The following is an 18,974-nucleotide window of genomic DNA, read 5'->3' on the forward strand; positions in this document are numbered from 1 at the left end:
TGATCGGGACCGCAAACAGTATGAAGTCAAGGAGCCAAATCCTTCTCCCGCCAGCGGGAGAAGCATTGAGTTGATACATTTGCGGGCCCAATCAATAAGGCAGCGTCGTCAGATCAGCCGGGGCCAGCACGGACTCGCCCCGCTCAAGCGCAGCCGTGCCACTGCGCGCCAGCTCGAGAATGGTTGTCATCGCGGCCAGCTCGGTCAGTACGGCGCCGATGTGCGAGCCGCGGCCGGTGAACTGCAGGGTTCGGGTGTTCCCTGTTTCGTCGAGAATGACCCCGTAGTTGAGCTCGGTGAACCGCGCTATCGCTGCAGCACCGCTCTCGGTGGCCGCGACTTTCACCACAAGCAACTCGGACTCGAGATGACTCCGACTGGTGAGGTCGGCAATCTCGATCACGTCGATGGACTTGCGTGACTGCTTGATGATCTGCGCGATCACGTTGTCGTCACCGATGGTGACCATGGTCAGTCGCGATATCTCGGGATCGTGCGTTGCCGCGACCGTCAATGACTCGATGTTGTAGCCACGTGCCGAGAACATGCCGGCGACGCGCGCCAGCGCACCGGCCTCATTCTGCAGCAGCATTGCAATGATATGGCGCATCAGAACATCTCCGCGGGGCCGGTTTCCGCCGACTTGACCTGATCGCGCGATGTGATGTGGTCGCCGGTGATCATCTGTGCGTAACTCATGCCGGGACCGACCATCGGATACACGCAGGCATCTGGATCAATCATCACCTCAAGGAAGGCGGGGCCTTCGAAAGCGATGAACTCGGCGATGACGCGTTGCAGATCCTCGCTGCGATCCAGCCGCACTGCATACTGAAAGCCGTCGGCTTCGGCTGCCTTGATGAAGTCCTTCCTGTGCAGGCTCTTGTCGGTTGCCGAGAAACGTCCCTTGAAGAACAGCTTCTGCCACTGGCGAACCATGCCGTCACCGCAGTTGTTCAGCACCACCACTTTCACCGGGAGCTCATAGGTAGTCACGGTCTCGAGCTCGCCGATGTTCATGCGGATGCTGGCATCACCATCGATGTCGATGACCATGAGGTCGCGCCGCGCAAACTGGGCGCCGATGGCGGCAGGCAGACCAAAGCCCATCGTTCCCATTGATCCCGAGGTCAGCCAGCGTCGTGGCGCGGTGAAATCGAAATACTGGGCCGCCCACATCTGGTGCTGGCCGACACCGGTACAGATGATGGCTTCGCCGCGGGTGAGCCGATTGATTTCCTCGATAACCGCGTAGGGCTGGATCAGCGCGCTGCTGCGATCAAAGTCCAGGGCGTGGGTCTTCTTGAGGTCGGCGATATGCGCGTGCCATCCGGCAAACCTGCCCTGCCCGCGCGGATCGAATCCGATACTGGCAGCTTTCTCGCGCAAGCGGTCGAGCGCGAGCGAAATGTCGCCCAGATGATGCCAGTCGACGCGCTTGACCTTGTCGATCTCGGCCGGGTCGATATCGAACTGGGCAATGTATTTCGCCCTTTGCGCGAACAGCTTGGGCACGCCCGCGACGCGATCGTCGAATCGCGCACCCACCGAAATCAGAAAATCGCAGTCGACCACGGCGTAGTTGGCGAACGCCGTGCCGTGCATGCCGAGCATGTGCAGCGACAGGGCCTCGGTGGTATCGCTGGCGCCAATACCCATCAGGGTCGTGGTCACCGGAATGCCGAAAGCCTCGGCAAACGCGCGCAAGGCCCGGCTGGCCTCGGCCGCGATGACGCCGCCGCCGACGTACAACAGCGGTCGCTCGGCGCGTCCCAGCGCGTCGAGAAAGTCGGTGCATTCCCGGTCACCCAGCCGCGCCTGCGCCACGGCACGCAGGCGCGAACGATATCCGGGAATCGGCAACTGCCCCTTGCCGTTGAATCGCAACGAGGCATTCTGGATGTCCTTCGGAATATCCACGACGACCGGTCCGGGCCGGCCCGTGCGCGCTACCTCGAAGGCGGTGCGCATGGTCGCCTCGAGCTGGCTCGAATCGGTGACCAGAAACACATGCTTGGCACAGGAACCCATGATGCTGCTGATCGGCGCTTCCTGGAATGCGTCCGTGCCGATTGCCGCGGTGGGCACCTGGCCGCAGATCACCACGATCGGAACCGAGTCGGCCATGGCATCACGCACCGGTGTCACCGTATTCGTGGCACCGGGACCCGAAGTGACCAGGGCAACACCTACCTTCCCCGATGCGCGCGCGTAGCCCTGAGCCATGAATCCGGCGCCCTGCTCGTTGGCAGGCACGATCAGCGGCAACGGCTCGCTGCCGTCCTCGGCCAGGTGCTCGCGATTGAAACGAAAGACCGCATCATAGACCGGCAGAATCGCGCCGCCCGAATAACCGAAAACGACATCCACGCCTTCGTCAGCCAGCACCTGTACGACGATTTCCGCACCACTCATGGGACGACCGGCAAGCGGATGGTCGCCGGCGACGGGCGCGGCCTGCGTTTGTTCCTGCAACATGGCATTCATCGGGGCATCTCCACTCTGGCCTCGTTCATCAATCGAGCTGCTCTCGAGCTCAAGCCGGCTCGTTGAGCCAGATCATCTTCCTGCGCAGTTCGGCACCCACTTTTTCGATCGGATGATCGAGGTCGGCCTGCTTGAGGCGCTTGTAGTTGGGCAAGCCAGCTTCGTATTCCGCCTTCCAGTTGCGGGCGAAGGTGCCGTCCTGGATCTCGTTGAGAATCGTCTTCATGCGTTCCTTGGTCGCCGCATCGACAACGCGTGGACCGCTGACGTAGTCGCCGTACTGGGCCGTCTCGGAGACGTAGGTCAGCATCTTGGTAATGCCACCCTGATAGAGCAGATCGACGATCAGCTTCAGCTCGTGCAGCACTTCGTAGTAGGCGATCTCGGGCCGGTAGCCCGCCTCGACCAGTGTCTCGAAACCCTTCATCACGAGTTCGCTGGCGCCGCCGCAAAGCACGGCCTGTTCGCCAAACAGGTCGGTTTCGGTCTCTTCCTTGAAGTCGGTCTCGATCAGCAAGGCGCGTGCACCTCCAAGTCCGGCCGCGTAGGCCATGGCCAGGTCCCTGGCCTTGCCGGTGGTGTCCTGAAACACGGCGTACAGGCAAGGCACGCCGCGACCGATCTCGTACTCGGTGCGGACCAGATGACCAGGCCCCTTCGGTGCGACGAGGATGACGTCGATGTCCTTGCGCGGAACGATGGACTTGAAGTGCACGTTGAATCCGTGCGCAAACAGCAGCGCGGCACCGGGCTTGATGTTCGGTTCGATCACGTCCTCATAGAGTTTCGGCTGGACCATGTCGGGCGTCAGCACCGCAACCAGGTCGGCACCCTTGACCGCCTCCTCCGGCGTCGTGACGGCAACGCCATCGGCCGCTGCCTTGATCGCGGTCGGACCGCCCGGACGCAAACCGACGACGACATCGAGGCCGGAGTCGCGCAGGTTGAGGACATGAGAGCGCCCCTGGCTGCCATAGCCAAGGACCGCGATGCGGGCGTTCTTGAGAGCTTCGGTGGTGACGGTGGCGGACATGCGCTGCAACTCCGGTGAATGATTGAAGGGGAAAAGGGAATCAGGGACTGGTGACCGCGCCTTTTGCGGCCGAGCCGACCAGGCGTGCGTACTTGGCGAGAACGCCATGGGTGACTTTTGCTTTTGGCATTTGCCAGGAGGCACGACGTGATTCGAGATCGGCATCGGTTTCGACAACACGCCGTGCCGCATCGATGACGATGCGATCGCCCTCCTGCAACAGGCCGATCGCGCCGCCGCGATGCGCCTCAGGGGCAACATGGCCGACGACGAAGCCGTAGCTGGCACCACTGAAGCGACCATCGGTCATCAAGGCGACCTGGTCGCCGAGGCCACGTCCGACAAGGGCCGCGGTAACAGCCAGCATCTCGCGCATGCCGGGGCCGCCGGCAGGGCCCTCGTTGCGAATCACGATGACATCACCCGGATTGATCTGCCCGGACTGCACGGCCTGGAAGCAGGCTTCCTCGCTCTCATAGACACGAGCCGGCCCTTCGAACAGCACAGGGCTGCTTCCCGACAGCTTGAGAATGCAGCCTTCGGGCGAGAGATTGCCGTAAAGGATCGAATAGCCACCGCGCGGCTTGAAGGCGTCGCTGACCGGACGGATCACTTCCTGTCCCTCCGGTGATCTGGCCGAGGCATCAACTTCGGCAAACAGCGATCGCCCGGTCACGGTCGGTGCATCCTCGAGCATTCCGGCCGCGCGCAATTCGCGCGCAACGGCACCCATGCCGCCGGCCTCGGTCATTTCGATCGCCGTGTAGCGACCACCTGGCATCAGGTCGGTGATGACCGGCGTTGCCGCGGCTGCGGTTTCGAAATCCTCGATCTGCAGCGACACGCCGGCCTCATGTGCGATGGCCAGCAGGTGCAAGACCGCATTGGTAGAACCGGCGGTGGCCGCCACGATGCGCATGGCATTGCGAAAGGATTCCGGGCCGAGGATGTCGCGCGGCTTGCGTCCATCTTTCAGGCAATCGAGGACGAGCTCGCCACAACGCCGCGCGGCGTCGGTCTTGGCCGGGTCGGTCGCGGCAATGTCGTTCAATCCCAGCGGCGAGAGTCCCAGCGCACTGAGCACCATGGCCATGGTATTGGCCGTGAACTGGCCGCCACAGGCCCCCGCGCCGGGACAGGCTTCGCGTTCGATCGTGCACAGGCGCTCGTCGGAAATCTTGCCGGCACCGTGGCTGCCGACAGCCTCGAAGACCTGCTGCACGGTGATCGACTTTCCGTCGAGTTTGCCGTGAGCAATGCTGCCGCCATACAGGGCAACGCCAGGAATATTGAGTCTGGCCAGCGCCATTGCGGCAGCAGGAATCGTCTTGTCGCAGCCGCACAGCACGACCATCGCATCCAGGCAGTGGCCATCCACGGCGAGTTCGATCGAATCGGTAATGACCTCGCGGCTGACCAGGGACGCGCGCATGCCCGAAGTGCCCATGGCGATACCGTCGGTGACGGCGATCGTGTTGAACTCGATCGGCGTGCCACCGGCCGCACGGATGCCCTCGCTGGCGGCCTGGGCAAGATCGCGCAGATTGAGGTTGCACGGGGAAATATTCGACCAGGTGTGCACGACCGCCACCAGCGGCCGTGCGATCGCGTCGGCATCGAGCCCGGTTGCATGCAGCATGGCGCGGGCCGGCGCGCGATCCGGACCGGTCTTGATCGCGTCACTGCGCATGGGCGGCTGCAGCGGGATGCGTGCGTCGGAACTCATGCGGCCGCCTGTTGCTTGCGCGTCAATTGGGCAAGCACCGATTCGGCGACTTCCGTCGTGCTCGCCTTGCCGCCGAGGTCGCGGGTCAGTTCGGCGCTGTCGAGCACGGCATCGACAGCCACCTCGACCGCATGCGCCTCGTCCTCGAGGCCCAGCGAATGACGCAGCAGCAAGGCGGCGCTCAGGATGGCGCCGATCGGATTGGCAATGCCCTTGCCCGCGATATCGGGTGCGGATCCATGAATGGGCTCGTACAGGCCCAGGCGCCCGGCGCCCAGCGAGGCCGAGGGCGATACGCCGAGCGAGCCTGCCAGCGCAGCCGCTTCATCTGTGAGGATGTCGCCAAAAAGATTCTCGGTAACGATGACGTCGTAGGCCGAAGGCCGGGTCAACAGCAGCATCGCCATCGAGTCGACCAGCTGGTGCTCGAGACTGACACCTTCGTACTCGGCCACGACGCGCTCGGTGGTCTCGCGCCAGAGTCGCGAAGTTTCGAGTACGTTGGCCTTGTCGACCGAGGTCAGGCGGCCCTTGCGTCCACGCGCAAGCTCGCAGGCGCGGCGCACAACGCGCTCGACTTCGGCGACGCTGTAGCGGCATTCGTCGATGGCCACGTCAGCCTCGCGCGATTTCTTGCCGAAGTAGGCTCCGCCGGTCAGTTCGCGCACGAACAGCAGATCGACACCGACCAGGTTTTCGGCTTTCAGCGGCGAAAGGCCGGCCAGGCGCGGATGCACGCGCAGCGGGCGCAGGTTTGCGAATACGCCAAGCCTCGCGCGCAGGCCGAGCAGGCCCTGTTCCGGGCGCACCCTCGCCTGCGGGTTGGACCACTTCGGACCGCCAACGGCACCAAGCAGGACCGCATCCGAGTTCACGCAGGCATCAATCGTCGTCTGCGGCAGCGGCTCACCGCAGGTATCGATGGCAATACCGCCAATCAGATGCTCGCTGAATTCGAAGACATGACCATTGCGCCGGCCCACTTCGCGCAGGATCGCGACGGCTGCTGCCGTGACCTCGGGCCCGATGCCATCACCAGGCAATACCGTGATATCGGCTCTCATGCTGCACTCTCCATCGAATAGGGGTTGTTCGCGCGCCGGGATTCCCATTCGCGGATATCGGAATCGGCATCGAGCAGGAAACCGAGCTGGTCGACGCCGCTGAGCAGGCAGTGGCGGGCGAATCGATCCAGCACAAACGGGATCAACAGGTCATCCGGGCCGGCAATCGTGCAGGCCTCGACATCGACGACCAGCTCCATGCCGGGACTGGACAGCAACTTCTGATGCGCAGCTTCGTCGATGACGATCGTCAGCAAGCCGTTCTTCAGCGCATTGCTGCGAAAGATGTCGGCGATCTCCGAAGAAATCACCGCTTCGATGCAATAGTCGAGCAGGGCCCATGGCGCATGCTCGCGTGATGATCCGCAACCGAAGTTGCGTCCGGCCACGAGGATCCTGCAGCCCTGCGCTTCCGGCCTGTTCAACGGAAACTCGGGATTGTCCGCACCACCTTCAAGATAACGCCAGTCATTGAAAGCATGACAACCGAGGCCGGAGCGTTCGGTCGTGGTCAGGAAGCGTGCCGGAATGATGCGATCGGTATCGATGTTCTCGAAAGGCAGGCAGGCGGTGCGCGAACGAATTTCAGTCAGCGGCTTCATGCGGCGCGCTCCTTGAATGCTTCAGGATCGGTGATGACGCCTGCAATGGCAGCGACAGCAGCCACGCGCGGACTGGCCAGAACGGTGCGAACACCCGGACCCTGGCGGCCCTCGAAATTCCGGTTGCTGGTCGAGACGACCAGCTGTCCCGGCCTGGCGATATCGCCATTCATGCCGATGCACATCGAACAGCCGGCTTCGCGCCACTCGGCACCCGCGGCGCGGAAGACTTCGTCGAGCCCTTCGGCCTCGGCTTCGCGCTTGATCAGGACCGAGCCCGGCACGATCAGTGCGCGCACGCCATCGGCAACCCTGCGGCCGCGCATCACCTCGGCTGCCTCGCGCAGATCCGAAAGACGCGAATTCGTGCAGCTGCCGACAAAGACCACGTCCACGGACTGCCCGGTCAGGGCCTGTCCGCCGGCAAACTGCATGTAGGCCAGGGCCTTGGCCTCCTGCGCATCACGTGCGGCCGGAATCGCGTCGAGGATTGGCGTGACCATGCCAGGATGGGTGCCGTAGCTGATGGTCGGGCCGACACTGGCCGCATCGATGCGTACTTCACTGTCATAGCTGGCGCCCGGATCCGAAGGCAGCTTGCGCCAGGCTGCAACCGCGCGCTCCCACTCCGAACCCTGCGGCGAACGCGGGCGACCCCGCAGCCAGTCGAAGGTGACCTGGTCGGGCGCGATCAATCCTGCCCGCGCACCGGCCTCGATCGACATGTTGCAGACGGTCATGCGCTCTTCCATCGTCAATGCCTCGATGGCGCTGCCGCGGTATTCGATGACATGGCCGGTGCCGCCGCCGACACCGATACGGCCGATGATGTGCAGGATCAGGTCCTTGGCGCTGACCCCGGCCCTCAGGCGTCCTTCTACATGGATCGCAAACGACTTCGGCTTGCGCTGCAGCAGGCACTGGGTGGCCAGTACATGGCCGACTTCGGTCGTGCCGATGCCAAATGCAAGTGCGCCGAATGCACCATGCGTCGCGGTGTGGCTGTCGCCGCAGACGATGGTCATGCCGGGCTGGGTTGCGCCGAGCTCGGGGCCCATCACATGCACGATGCCGCGATGTTCGCTGTCCCAGCCATTCAATTCGATATCGAACTCGCGGCAGTTTATTTCGAGCTGGGTGACCTGGTGCTCGGCCTCGGCGGTCACGTAGGGACGTTGCCCCCGGGCATCGGCCGGCAGGGTCGGCGTTGAATGATCCAGCGTTGCGAGGACGCGCCCGGGACAACGCACCGCCAGTCCGCGTGCGCGCAATTCGCTGAAGGCCTGCGGCGTCGTCACTTCGTGGATAAGGTGCAGGTCGACATAGAGGATGCCGGGCGTATCGCGGGTTTCCGCGCGGACCTGATGCGCATCCCAGATCTTGTCGATGATCGTGCGCGGCGTCATGCGGCTGCCTCGGAGAGTTCGCGCGCCGGTTGACTCGTGACGGGCTGGACCAGTGGCACATGGGTCAGCCAGCCGCGTGTATCTGCGGTACTGCCATCGAACAAGCCGAAGAACGCCTTCTGCAGTGCGCGCGTGATCGGGCCCGGTTTGCCGACTCCGACAGTCTTGCGGTCGACCGAGCGCACCGGCGTGATCTCGGCCGCAGTACCGGTCATGAACACTTCATCGGAGGTGTACAGGGCTTCCCTCGGCAAGTCGCGCTCCTCGACCTCGAGACCGAGATCCTTGGCCAGAGAAATCACCGTGTCGCGCGTAATGCCCGCCAGAATGCCGGCACTGGTCGTCGGTGTGACCAGGCGGCCCTTGCGTACGAGGAACAGGTTTTCACCGGCACCCTCACTGAGCAGGCCGTTGGTGCCGAGCGCGATGCCTTCGGCATAACCGCCCCGCTTCGCCTCGAAGCCGATCAACTGGCTGGACAGATAGTTTCCGCCGGCCTTGGCCCAGCTTGGAATCGTGTTGGGTGCCGGCCGGTTCCACGACGACACGCAGACATCGGCGCCGTGCTCGATGGCCTCACCGAGATAAGCGCCCCAGTTCAGCGCCATGATCGATACGTCGACCGGTGATCCGTCGTTCGGCACCACACCGAGTCCGCCAGCCCCGCGGAAAGCAATCGGCCGCACGTACGCCGACTGCATGCGGTTCGCGGCGATGAGTTCGATGCAGGCGGCGTTGATGTCGTCCTCGCTGTAGCCGATCTCGATCTCGTACAGGCGAGCCGATTCGAACAGGCGGCGAGTGTGTTCGGCGAGGCGAAAGTAAGCCGGGCCTTGCGCTGTCGAGTAAACCCGCTCGCCCTCGAACACCGAAGATCCGTAGTGCAATGCGTGTGCGCTGACATGCACGGTCGCCTGTGCCCAGGGTTTGAGTTGGCCGTTGTGCCAGATGAGTTCTGCCTGATTCATGGATCGGTCCTAGCGGGCAATGGCGGAGCGAGCCGGCGGCTCGACCACGGTGAAATGTTCAATTCGATTGGCAATCTCGAGGATGGCGTGGGCGGCTGCTTCGACGATGTCGGTCGAGACCGACTGGCCCCGCAGTTCGCGCCCCTGGTGGATGACGCTGATGGCGGCCTGGCCCTGTGCGTCGCCGCCTTCGCTGAGGGCGCGGATCTGGAATTCGTTGACCGAGAAGTCATGCCCGACTGCTCGCGATACCGCGCGCAGGACGGCATCGATCGGACCATCGCCAATGGCCGCCTCGCTGACTTCATGCCCGTCATCGTGGGTAAGCCGCACCGAGGCCGAGGCACTGGAACCGAAGTGACTGGTCGCATGCAGGTGGCCCAGATGCCAGGGGCCGGCGGCGTCGGGATCGCGGCCAACCGCCATCGCCTCGATATCGGCGTCGAAGACTTCGCGCTTCTTGTCGGCCAGGGTCTTGAAGCGCGTGAAGATCTCGTCCAGCGCCGCGTCATCCGGATCGTGGCCGAGTATCGACAGGCGCTCTCGCAGGGCATGCCTGCCGCTGTGCTTGCCAAGCACCAGCTCGGTCTTTTTCACACCGACATCTTCGGCGCGCATGATCTCGTAGGTGCCGCGATGCTTGAGCATGCCGTGCTGATGGATGCCCGATTCGTGGGCAAAGGCGTTCTCGCCGACCACGGCCTTGTTGCGCGGGATCGGCTGACCGGTGATCTGCGAAAGCAGACGCGCCGTCGCGTGCAGACGTTGTGTGCGAATGCCGGTATGCAGATCCGGAAACAGGTCGCCGCGAACGTGCAGGGCCATGACCAGTTCTTCCAGCGCCGCATTGCCGGCGCGCTCACCGATGCCATTGATCGTGCATTCGACCTGACGCGCTCCGGCCGATATGGCAGCCAGACTGTTGGCCACGGCCATGCCGAGGTCGTCATGGCAATGCGAGCTGAATACGGCCCTGTCCGCACCACGCACATTGGCCCGCAACCAGGCGAATCGTTCGGCGATTTCGAGGGGTGTCGTGTAACCCACGGTATCGGGAACATTGACCGTGGTCGCCCCGGCCTCGATCGCGGCTGAAAAGACTTCGGCGAGGAATTCCGGCTCGGTGCGGATTGCGTCTTCGGCGGAAAATTCGATGTCGTCACAGTAGCGCTGGGCATGCTGCACCCCAGCAACGGCCGCATCGATCACCTGTTGCCGGCTCATCTGCAGCTTGAACTCGCGATGCAGCGGACTGGTGGCCAGGAAGATGTGGATGCGGCCCTTGTCGGCGGGTTCGATCGCGCGGGCAACACTTTCGATGTCGCCTTGCTGGCAGCGTGCCAGCCCGCAGATGCGTGGCCCGCGCACCTTGGCTGCAATGGTCCTGACCGAGGCGAAATCATCATCGGATGCGTGCGGGAAACCTGCCTCGAGAATATCCACGCCCAGATCCGCAAGGGCGCCTGCCATGCGCAGTTTCTGTGCCCTGCTCATCGAAAAGCCCGGAGCCTGTTCGCCATCGCGCAAGGTCGTATCGAAGACAAGCACCCGACCGGGATCCTTGCCATCGAGCGTTGCGCTATTCGCATCTACCGCTGGTTCACCGCTCATTTCTGGCTCCGCTGTGGAGAAACACGCAAACGATGGAGCAAAAAAAAAACCCCGCCTTCGTTGCCGAGGGCGGGGTCTTGGGGTTGCACTACTCGACAGTACCCTAGCCCGCGCCTCCGCAGCTAATAAGTACGAGTCCAAGTACAAGCACGAGCCCATCGGCGGCGCGCAAGCGCTCGACCACCGATGGATATCGGATGAAATCAGGAGTTCGAACTGTTGTGTTGCGTTGCGACATGACTCGACCGTAACCGATGCCAGAAGAGAGTGTCAAGCATTCTTTCTGTAGTTGCTGTTGCAACTTTTTGCGTGCGGTCTGGACGTCCATTTGCAGACTTCGGATGCTCGGCGAACAGCGACGGGTGACACATGGGCACAGTTTCGCTTCTCGCTTCGCACCCCCGGATCGGGAACAGAGAAGCGAACGCTTCCTGACTTCGGGCAACTGGACACATCCATGCCTGTAACGGCGAACAATGCTCTCGATCGAATCGTCGATTCGCGCAAATCAGCGCCTAAGTTGGGGAATTCGTTGATATTGGGCGATTATTGGTTCAGTATCGCGAGTTGTTAGACCATTCCAACTACCGGATTCTCAGATGAAAAAAATTGCATTCGTATGCGGCTTGCTGATTGCCGGCGTAGCTTCCGCACAAGGTGGCGCGGATCCGTCGGGTCTGTTCGGCGTACCAACCGGCCTGGTACCGGATCGCGGAACGTTCAATACCTGCTCCGGAGTCGATTCGGTCTACAGTCAGGATCTGGACGTTGCTGGGTTCGGTGGCGCGAGCACGGCTGACGCAGAACTTGACTTCACCATCTTCGAAGGTGCCGTGGATGGCGCCGGCGTCTTGACCACCTTGCCGGCCGGCACCACCACGAACATGCGCTTCTGGGCCCTGTCAATCGAGTTTGATCCTGCTGTCGGATTCGTGGCTACCTGCACTGAAGACGATGTGGCTCTAACGGGCTACAACATCAGCTTCTTCGACGACAATGCCGGCCAGCCGGGCACCCTTCTGGGCTCGACAACGGCAACCGTCACCAGCAGCGTCGATACCGGCATTCCTTTCGCATTCACCACGATTCGTGAAATCGATGTCGCCTTGGCGACGCCGCTGAACAACACGGGTGTCGTCCACGTAGGCATTCAACGTCAGCAAGGTGTGAACGCCGCCAGTGGCAACGCCTGCCTGGCGCTTGTTGTCGATGAGCAGGTCGTCGGTACCTACGATGACAATGCAAATCAGTTCGACGGTACGGCGTTTACCGCAACCGGCGATGACTTTCCGATCTGCCTGGCTGGCGGCGGTGGTGACGTCCCGCTTGCACCCGCAATAGAGCTGCCTTCCATGAGCACGTTCGGTCTGATGCTGCTTGCTCTGGCACTGATGCTCGGCTCGATCGTGTTCATTCGCCGCCGCGCCTGATCTCGTCAACGGCGGAACCGAGAAGAGCGGCCCTTGGCCGCTCTTTTCATGTCTGCAGCATGCTGGCGACTAGTTTCGAATCGTGCATTCCCTGATCGCGAACCGCAGCCTCTGGTCCAGCGCCGCCAGGAATTGCACAGGCAGCGCTGCCTGCACCGGCACGTACCAATGATGTGGCAACGCAAAGGCCGAGCACTTGACCGCATCTTTTTCCGTCATCAGCACGTCGAGCGAATCGCCAAAATCGAGATCCGCCGGCTTCAAGGCGTGGTGATCCGAAAATGCGTGCTCGATAACCTTCATGCCATGTTCGCGCAGGCTCTCGAAGAAGCGCTGCGGATTGCCGATGGCGGCAACGGCATGCACGGTCGATCCGGAAAAGTCCGAAAGCCTCCGCGACGCGTCGCTTGCATCTAGCCGCTGCGCGTGATCGCCCTGCAAGACCATCGGAATCTCGCCCTGATGCGGCTCTCCGCCATTGCAGACGAGGAAGTCCACCTCGCGCAAGCGCGCGACCGATTCGCGCAGGGGTCCGGCCGGCAACAGTCGGCCATTGCCGAAGCGCCGCTGCCCATCAATCACGCAGATTTCGATATCGCGGGCCAGTGAAGGGTTCTGCAGGCCGTCATCGGCCAGGATCACGTCAACGTCCGCGTCGAGCAGAAGACGTGCAGCGTCGGGCCGCCGCTGGCCGATCGAGACCGGGGCGCCGCTGCGACGTCGGATCAGGCCGGGTTCGTCGCCGACCACCGCCGGGTCCGGATCATCGCCCAGCAACATCGGCGAACGCGCCGAACCCCCATAGCCGCGACTGACCACACCGGGTTTCCAGCCACGTTCGCGCAGCGCGTCGATCAGGGCGAGTACGAGTGGCGTCTTTCCCGTGCCGCCTGCCGTGATGTTGCCGACGACGATCACGGGAACCGGCAAGCGCACAGGCCTGCGCAGACCGCTGGTCCAGCTCAGTCGAACCACTGCACTGAGCGCCCGGTAGAGCGGCACCAGTGACTTCATCCAGAACGGCGCCGGCTCGGCGCCATACCAGATACGGTCGACATCCGGCTGCTTCATGTCGGGTCTTTGGCTTGCTGCTCCTGGTCGCGAAACTGGACGCGATGCAGGGCCGCATAGTGACCATCCTTGCCGAGCAGTTCCCTGTGCGTGCCACGCTCGACAATACGGCCTTCGTCCAGCACCACGATCTGATCGGCATGTTCGATCGTGGAAAGCCGGTGCGCGATGACCAGCACGGTGCGATCGCGCAGCAATCGTTTGAGGGCGTCCTGGATCAGGCGCTCGGATTCGGTATCCAGGGCACTGGTGGCCTCGTCGAGGATCAGCAGCGGCGCGTCCTTGAGCAAGGCACGGGCAATCGCAATGCGCTGGCGCTGGCCACCGGAAAGCAATGCACCTCCTTCGCCTGCCTGGCTGTCGAGCCCGTTCGGCAGCCGATTGATGAACTCGGAGGCATTCGCCGCCTCGGCTGCAGCAACGATCTGCTCGCGCGTGGCATTGCCGAGTGCGCCATAGGCGATATTGCGGGCAATGCTGTCGTTGAAGAGCACAATCTGCTGGCCGACCCAGGCAATCTGGCTGCGCAGGCTTTCCAGTTTCCAGGCCGCAAGAGGCTGGCCATCCAGCAGGATGCTGCCGGAGTCCGGTTCGTAGAAACGCGGAATCAGGCTGGCCAGACTCGATTTGCCGCTGCCGGAACGTCCAACCAGTGCAGTGACCGTGCCCGGTGCGCAATGCAGGCTGATGCCGTTCAGTGCCGGAGCGACCTGCCCGGGATAGTGCAGAACCACATCCCTGAGTTCGATGTCGCCCTGACATCGATCGACGACATGCTCGCCGGTGTCTTTTTCTCCGGGCATGTCGACAATGCGAAACAGATCTTCGGCAGCGGCCACGCCTCGCTGCATCATCGCCTGGACCGTGGTCAGGCGCTTCAGCGAGGGCAGCATCATCAGCATTGCCGTGATCAGCGACATGAACGTGCCCGGGCTCATCACCTCGAGCATGCTGGGCCGGGTGGCGAAATAGATGACCAGGGCCAGCGCACAGGCGGCCACGACCTGCACGACTGATGTCGACAGTGCATTCGTCGACGCGATCTTCAGGTTGAGCTGGCGATTCTGCTCGTTCACCTGGGAAAAGCGTTTCAGTTCCGAGGGTTGACCCAGGTAGACCTTGACCTCGCGCTGACCACTGACCGCTTCATCCACGATGCCGGTCACCGAACCCACCGAGTGCTGGATCTTGCTGCTGATGCGCCGGTAGCGACGTCCGACGATCCAGGCCACCAGCGCGATCAGCGGTGCCATGACGAACAGCATCAGGGTCAGACGCGCGCTCTGGTAGAGCATGACCCCGATCAGTCCGATCACGGTGAGACTGTCGAGGATCATCACCTTGACCGCATTCGTGCTGGCCTGCGCCACCTGCTCGACGGTGTAGGTCAGGCGCGAGATCATCTGGCCGGACGGTTCGCGATCGAAATGTGGCGCCGGCAGCTCCAGATAGCGTGCGAAAACCTCACCGCGCAAGGTTTCCACGACGTCGCGACCGATCCGCGCGAGGCCGTAGTCGGCAATGTAGGTCGCCGCGCCTCGAACGATGAAAAGGCCGACGATGATGAGCGGCATCCACAGAATTGCGGTTTCGTTACGACTGATGAACAGGTCGTCCAGCATCGGTCGGATCATCGCCGTGAATACGGCGGCCACGGCGGCATCGAACACCATTCCGGAAATGCCGGCGATGGCGTAGCCCCAGTTGCGCGCCGCGTAACCAAGCAGGCGCCGGTAGGTAGCAAAGGCGCTGACAGGCAAGGTCAGCCCTCCGGCTCGGGCGCGAAGGGTTTCATCGAATTCACTCGGACCCTTCCGCCTTGCTCGGTGTCGTGGCCAGACTCAGGCGATCGAATCCGAGTTGACCCAGTGCGTCCATCGCCGTGATGACCGCCTGGTGTTGCGACTTCGCATCGGCGCGCAGTATCACCGGGCGAGTTCGGTCGTCTCCGGCAACCCTGAGGATCGCCTCCTTCAGCGTCTCGATGCCTGGATTGAGCACTTCATTGTTGTCGATGTAGTAGCGCCCGTCGACGTCGACGAGGATGACAAGATTCCGCTCCTCTCTCGTCTGTTCGGTGGCCGAGGCTTCGGGCAGGGTCACCTTCATGCTCGAGTGCTGAACGAAGGTCGTCGTCATGACGAAGAACATCAGCAGGGTCAGCATGACATCGATCAACGGAATCACGTTGATCTCGAAATCGTCTTCGCGGCGGCCGGCGGTAATACGCATGTCGGTCAGCCTGCTGCGCGCGCTGTTGCAGAGGTGCTGTCGGATGCGAGGTGCAGTTCGTCGGTCAGCGCAATGACCTGCTTTTCCATGTCCACGACCAGCTCGTTGACCTTGCCGCGGAAGTAGCGATGGAAGAAGTAGGCCGGAATGGCGACGCACAGGCCGCTGGCCGTGCACACCAGTGCCTCGCCGATGCCGCCGGCCATTTTCAGCGGATCACCGACGCCGCTGACCATGACGGCGAAGAACATGTTGATCATGCCGAACACGGTTCCCAGCAGGCCGAGCAGCGGCGAAATGATCGCGATGGTTCCCAGCGTGTTGAGGAATCGCTCAAGCTGATGCACGACGTGCCTGCCGGTGTCCTCGACCCGCTCCTTGATGATCTCGCGCGGACGGTTGCGCACATCGAGTGCCGATGCCAGCAACTCGCCAAGTGGGGAGGTCTCGCGCAATGCCTCGATATGCTTTGGATCGAGTTTGCGCGTGCGTGCCCAGGTCGTGACCTGCTGGCCCAGCTCGGGTGGAATCACGGCCTTGCGCCGCAGGCTCCAGAAGCGCTCGAGAATGATGGCCATGGCAATCGCGGAGGAAATCAGGATCGGCACCATGGGCCAACCGCCAGCAATAAGAATTTCAAGCACTTGGAGCAACTCCTTGAGGCTTCATGTGAATTGGGTTCACGGCACCCGGCCACGATCCGAGCGCCGATGATAGCAGCGTGTGCAAGAGCGCTTGTGTGCTGATCGTCGTTCCAGGCGGCTTCGACAGGTTTCCCTGTTCAGTGCTTGCGCCACCAGGCGGACCTGGCCTCGCGTCCGCGCTCGATCTCGAGGCCGCTGGCAACAAAGCGCAAGCGCAGATAGCCGGTTTCGGCGGTATTCAACAGCGCTATGGAGCGTTCCGCATAGCGCTCGCGGACTTCTGCCGCGGGATGTCGGAACTGGTTCCGATAACCTGATGAAACCACTGCCAGCTGAGGGGCAAGTGCGTCGAGAAACGCTGTCGAGGAAGCAGTCTTGCTGCCGTGGTGGGGCACCTGCAGGACCAGCGGTCGTTCGAGCGCGGACGCACCGGATGCGATGGTGGGCTCGATTCGCGTGGTTGCGTCGCCGGTCAGCAACAGGCTTCCGTGTCGACTCGAAATGGCAAGTACGCAAGAGCGATCATTGCTCTTGCCCTGCTGGTCACCTGCGGCGACCAGGGTTCGCAGGGTGACGCCGCCCGATGCGCGGGTGGCATCGCTTCGACAGGCTTGTGCCGGCATCGGCAACCGCTCGGGCTCTCCGCTTTCAAAGGGTGCTTCGGGAAACGCCAGCCGTACGGCGGAGGCGCCGCCGGCGTGATCGCTGTCTCCGTGACTGATCGTGACCAGATCCAGGCGGTCGACACCCAGCGCATGCAGGGACGGCACCACCACCGCGTCGCCCACATCGAAGCCACTGGGGTAGCGGGGTCCGGCATCGTAAAGCCAATACTCTGAAGAGGTGCGCACGAAAACCGAAAGCCCCTGCCCTACGTCAAGCATCCAGACTTCGAATTCCCCATCGGCCAGCGGGGTGTTCGACGGAATGATCAGCGGCAGCAGCAGAAACAGGCCGAGTGCGCGCGTCAACGGTCCCCACGGCAGCAGACTCCAGCCCGTTCCGATGAGAGCCAGCGCGCAGGCCCAGAGCGGCGCGGAGGCAAAGTATCGCTGTGCAGACGGCAGACTCGACATCCATTCCATGAGCGGCCAGAAGCCACCGAGCAGCGCCTCCGCCAGCTTCAGAATGGGCAGGCCCAGGGACGGAAAGTCGACGACCAGCAGACTGCCGGTGACGGTCAGCGGCACGATGACCAAGCTGATCCAGGGCACTGCGATCAGATTTGCCAGCGGGCCGATCAACGAACCCTGACCAAAGAACCAGACCGTCATCGGCAGCACGGCCAGGCTCAACATCAACTGGATACGCGGCAGTTCGCGCCAGGCGGGACGCTCGACGCCTCTGGCCCTGGTTACCAGAAGCAGTATCGCGACACCGCTGAAGGACAACCAGAACCCTGCCGACAAGGCCGCAAGCGGATCCCACAAGACGATGGCAGTCGCAGCCAGAGCCAGCGCCTGGCTGACCGAACTGGAGCGCCGCGAGTAGCGGGCCAACAGGGCGACAGCGATCATCAACAGGGTCCGTAACGTTGGCACGCCCATGCCGGCCAGCATTCCGTAGCCAAACGCACAGGCCATCGCGACAGGCGCCTCGATCAGCGGTCCGGGCATGCCCAGGGTGATGCGCGGAAACGCCTTCCAGAATCCGCGTGCCAGCAATGCACCAAAGGCGGCGAACAATCCGACATGCAGCCCGGAGATCGCAATCAGGTGTCCGGTACCGGTGGCGCGCAGAACCTGCCAGTCCGCCTGGCTGATGGTCTGCTGATCGCCCACCGCGAGAGCGCGCAACAGGGTACTTGCGGAGCCGCTCCCGAGCTGGCTGCCGATCGCGCCGGCAATGGATTGACGCCAGCCATCGGCACAGATCGCTGTGGGCGCGGCGATCTGCCTATTGGCTTCCGAGTCGCGCACATAGCCGGCTGCCACCCATCCGCGTTGCGCCGCACTGCGCTCTCCGTCATTGCCTCCGGGATTGACGAATCCGCGCGGCGAGCGCAATCGCAGACGCAACGACCAGTGCGAGCACGGTGCCAATACGGGCGCATCGTCGTACCAGTTCAGGCGGACCTTGCCGCGCAACGCGACCGCTTCGCCGTCGAGTTCGGCGGACTCGATGGCGAAACTGAAGCGCGTGCTGTCCGTCCCGGTCTGGGGCAGATCAAGGATTGTGCCGGCGACATCGAAATCACGGCCGTGCAAGGCATCCGGCAGTTGCGCGTCCAGCACCAGGCTGGCCCGAAGCAGGGTCCAGGCAAAGCCGAGCAGAAACCAGACCGGCGCGCGGTTGAACGCCGACCTGCACAGCAGAATCGCGGCGACCGTGAGAACGGCGATCGAGAGCCAGCTCGGCACCAGCGATGGCAAGGCGTGGACCGCCACGGAGCCGGCAAGCAGACTGGCAACACGCAGCGGCGTCAGGCTTGGAAGTGACCAACCTGTGCTAGACCGCGTCTGTTGTTGTGCACTCGATTGCTCCGCTTCCTGCACGCTATCGTTCCTTCCTGGAAATCGATCAGTTCAAACCCGGCTGACTGCCTACTCCGAAGTCTCGCTCAAGCCTATTGGAAGTCAAGACCATTGCAACAGGTCGAGGCACCACTAAGCGCGCTCACAAGCTGCACCAACTCAATGCTTCTCCCGCCATTGGGAGAAGCATTCCTTCACTTGGCTGGCTCCTGATTTTCCTTCTCCC

The 18,974-nt window shown here is 62.9% G+C and carries 15 protein-coding genes; 1 reads left to right on the forward strand and 14 read right to left on the reverse strand.

Annotated features, from left to right (window positions below):
• Window positions 1-91: 91 nt before the first annotated feature.
• Genes ilvN through R3F00_RS14940 form a run of 9 tightly spaced genes read right to left on the reverse strand, consistent with a single transcriptional unit; the run spans window position 92 to window position 10,897 of the window.
• Window positions 92-610 (reverse strand): acetolactate synthase small subunit, encoded by a 519-nt coding sequence (ilvN, locus tag R3F00_RS14900; protein WP_371282592.1) that lies wholly within the window; start codon window positions 608-610, stop codon window positions 92-94.
• Complete coding sequence (ilvB, locus tag R3F00_RS14905) at window positions 610-2,487, reverse strand: biosynthetic-type acetolactate synthase large subunit (protein WP_371282593.1); 1,878 nt, start codon at window positions 2,485-2,487, stop codon at window positions 610-612. Before ilvB ends, ilvN begins: the two co-directional genes overlap by 1 nt.
• A gap of 49 nt (window positions 2,488-2,536) precedes the next feature.
• A complete protein-coding gene (ilvC, locus tag R3F00_RS14910) occupies window positions 2,537-3,520 on the reverse strand; it encodes a ketol-acid reductoisomerase (protein ID WP_371282594.1) in 984 nt (327 codons plus the stop codon).
• Window positions 3,521-3,560: 40 nt separating this feature from the next.
• Window positions 3,561-5,210 carry a dihydroxy-acid dehydratase gene (ilvD, locus tag R3F00_RS14915; RefSeq protein WP_371282607.1) on the reverse strand — a complete coding sequence of 550 codons (1,650 nt, stop codon included), beginning with the start codon at window positions 5,208-5,210 and terminating at the stop codon, window positions 3,561-3,563.
• Window positions 5,211-5,242: 32 nt separating this feature from the next.
• The gene (gene leuB, locus R3F00_RS14920; RefSeq protein ID WP_371282595.1) at window positions 5,243-6,310 is read right to left on the reverse strand and encodes a 3-isopropylmalate dehydrogenase; all 1,068 of its coding nucleotides are present in this window, start codon (window positions 6,308-6,310) and stop codon (window positions 5,243-5,245) included.
• Window positions 6,307-6,912, reverse strand: a complete 606-nt coding sequence (leuD, locus tag R3F00_RS14925) for a 3-isopropylmalate dehydratase small subunit (protein ID WP_371282596.1) — start codon at window positions 6,910-6,912, stop codon at window positions 6,307-6,309. The genes leuB and leuD overlap by 4 nt, the downstream gene beginning before the upstream one ends.
• On the reverse strand, window positions 6,909-8,318 hold the full coding sequence (gene leuC / locus R3F00_RS14930) for a 3-isopropylmalate dehydratase large subunit (RefSeq protein ID WP_371282597.1): 1,410 nt from the start codon (window positions 8,316-8,318) through the stop codon (window positions 6,909-6,911). Before leuC ends, leuD begins: the two co-directional genes overlap by 4 nt.
• Window positions 8,315-9,286, reverse strand: a complete 972-nt coding sequence (locus R3F00_RS14935; RefSeq protein ID WP_371282598.1) for a branched-chain amino acid transaminase — start codon at window positions 9,284-9,286, stop codon at window positions 8,315-8,317. The genes leuC and R3F00_RS14935 overlap by 4 nt, the downstream gene beginning before the upstream one ends.
• Before the next feature lie 9 nt (window positions 9,287-9,295).
• A complete protein-coding gene (locus R3F00_RS14940; RefSeq protein ID WP_371282599.1) occupies window positions 9,296-10,897 on the reverse strand; it encodes a 2-isopropylmalate synthase in 1,602 nt (533 codons plus the stop codon).
• 599 nt (window positions 10,898-11,496) lie between these two features.
• On the opposite strand from R3F00_RS14940, the gene R3F00_RS14945 reads away from it, so the two are divergent.
• Complete coding sequence (locus R3F00_RS14945; RefSeq protein WP_371282600.1) at window positions 11,497-12,327, forward strand: hypothetical protein; 831 nt, start codon at window positions 11,497-11,499, stop codon at window positions 12,325-12,327.
• A gap of 69 nt (window positions 12,328-12,396) precedes the next feature.
• On the opposite strand, the gene lpxK is transcribed toward R3F00_RS14945, so the two are convergent.
• The 5 genes from lpxK to R3F00_RS14970 all read right to left on the reverse strand — a co-directional run bounded on the left by lpxK (window position 12,397) and on the right by R3F00_RS14970 (window position 18,769).
• Window positions 12,397-13,398: a tetraacyldisaccharide 4'-kinase gene (lpxK, locus tag R3F00_RS14950; RefSeq protein ID WP_371282601.1), complete on the reverse strand. Its 1,002-nt coding sequence runs from the start codon at window positions 13,396-13,398 to the stop codon at window positions 12,397-12,399.
• Window positions 13,395-15,158 (reverse strand): lipid A export permease/ATP-binding protein MsbA, encoded by a 1,764-nt coding sequence (msbA, locus tag R3F00_RS14955; RefSeq protein WP_371282602.1) that lies wholly within the window; start codon window positions 15,156-15,158, stop codon window positions 13,395-13,397. Before msbA ends, lpxK begins: the two co-directional genes overlap by 4 nt.
• 40 nt (window positions 15,159-15,198) lie before the next feature.
• Complete coding sequence (locus tag R3F00_RS14960) at window positions 15,199-15,630, reverse strand: ExbD/TolR family protein (protein WP_371282603.1); 432 nt, start codon at window positions 15,628-15,630, stop codon at window positions 15,199-15,201.
• A 5-nt stretch (window positions 15,631-15,635) separates the two neighbouring features.
• On the reverse strand, window positions 15,636-16,241 hold the full coding sequence (locus R3F00_RS14965) for a MotA/TolQ/ExbB proton channel family protein (protein WP_371282608.1): 606 nt from the start codon (window positions 16,239-16,241) through the stop codon (window positions 15,636-15,638).
• 170 nt (window positions 16,242-16,411) lie between these two features.
• Window positions 16,412-18,769, reverse strand: a complete 2,358-nt coding sequence (locus tag R3F00_RS14970; RefSeq protein ID WP_371282604.1) for a DNA internalization-related competence protein ComEC/Rec2 — start codon at window positions 18,767-18,769, stop codon at window positions 16,412-16,414.
• Window positions 18,770-18,974: the final 205 nt, after the last annotated feature.

It is taken from the genome of Dokdonella sp., assembly GCF_041395345.1.
Lineage (GTDB): Bacteria > Pseudomonadota > Gammaproteobacteria > Xanthomonadales > Rhodanobacteraceae > Dokdonella.

Bases quoted from the DNA above. Each gene is read 5' to 3' on its own strand.
- leuC (WP_371282597.1), bottom strand. From the start codon at position 8,318: ATGACGCCGCGCACGATCATCGACAAGATCTGGGATGCGCATCAGGTC.
- leuD (WP_371282596.1), bottom strand. From the start codon at position 6,912: ATGAAGCCGCTGACTGAAATTCGTTCGCGCACCGCCTGCCTGCCTTTC.
- leuB (WP_371282595.1), bottom strand. From the start codon at position 6,310: ATGAGAGCCGATATCACGGTATTGCCTGGTGATGGCATCGGGCCCGAG.
- R3F00_RS14940 (WP_371282599.1), bottom strand. From the start codon at position 10,897: ATGAGCGGTGAACCAGCGGTAGATGCGAATAGCGCAACGCTCGATGGC.
- ilvC (WP_371282594.1), bottom strand. From the start codon at position 3,520: ATGTCCGCCACCGTCACCACCGAAGCTCTCAAGAACGCCCGCATCGCG.
- ilvN (WP_371282592.1), bottom strand. From the start codon at position 610: ATGCGCCATATCATTGCAATGCTGCTGCAGAATGAGGCCGGTGCGCTG.
- R3F00_RS14935 (WP_371282598.1), bottom strand. From the start codon at position 9,286: ATGAATCAGGCAGAACTCATCTGGCACAACGGCCAACTCAAACCCTGG.
- R3F00_RS14960 (WP_371282603.1), bottom strand. From the start codon at position 15,630: ATGCGTATTACCGCCGGCCGCCGCGAAGACGATTTCGAGATCAACGTG.
- ilvD (WP_371282607.1), bottom strand. From the start codon at position 5,210: ATGCGCAGTGACGCGATCAAGACCGGTCCGGATCGCGCGCCGGCCCGC.
- R3F00_RS14965 (WP_371282608.1), bottom strand. From the start codon at position 16,241: ATGGTGCCGATCCTGATTTCCTCCGCGATTGCCATGGCCATCATTCTC.
- R3F00_RS14945 (WP_371282600.1), top strand. From the start codon at position 11,497: ATGAAAAAAATTGCATTCGTATGCGGCTTGCTGATTGCCGGCGTAGCT.
- lpxK (WP_371282601.1), bottom strand. From the start codon at position 13,398: ATGAAGCAGCCGGATGTCGACCGTATCTGGTATGGCGCCGAGCCGGCG.
- ilvB (WP_371282593.1), bottom strand. From the start codon at position 2,487: ATGAATGCCATGTTGCAGGAACAAACGCAGGCCGCGCCCGTCGCCGGC.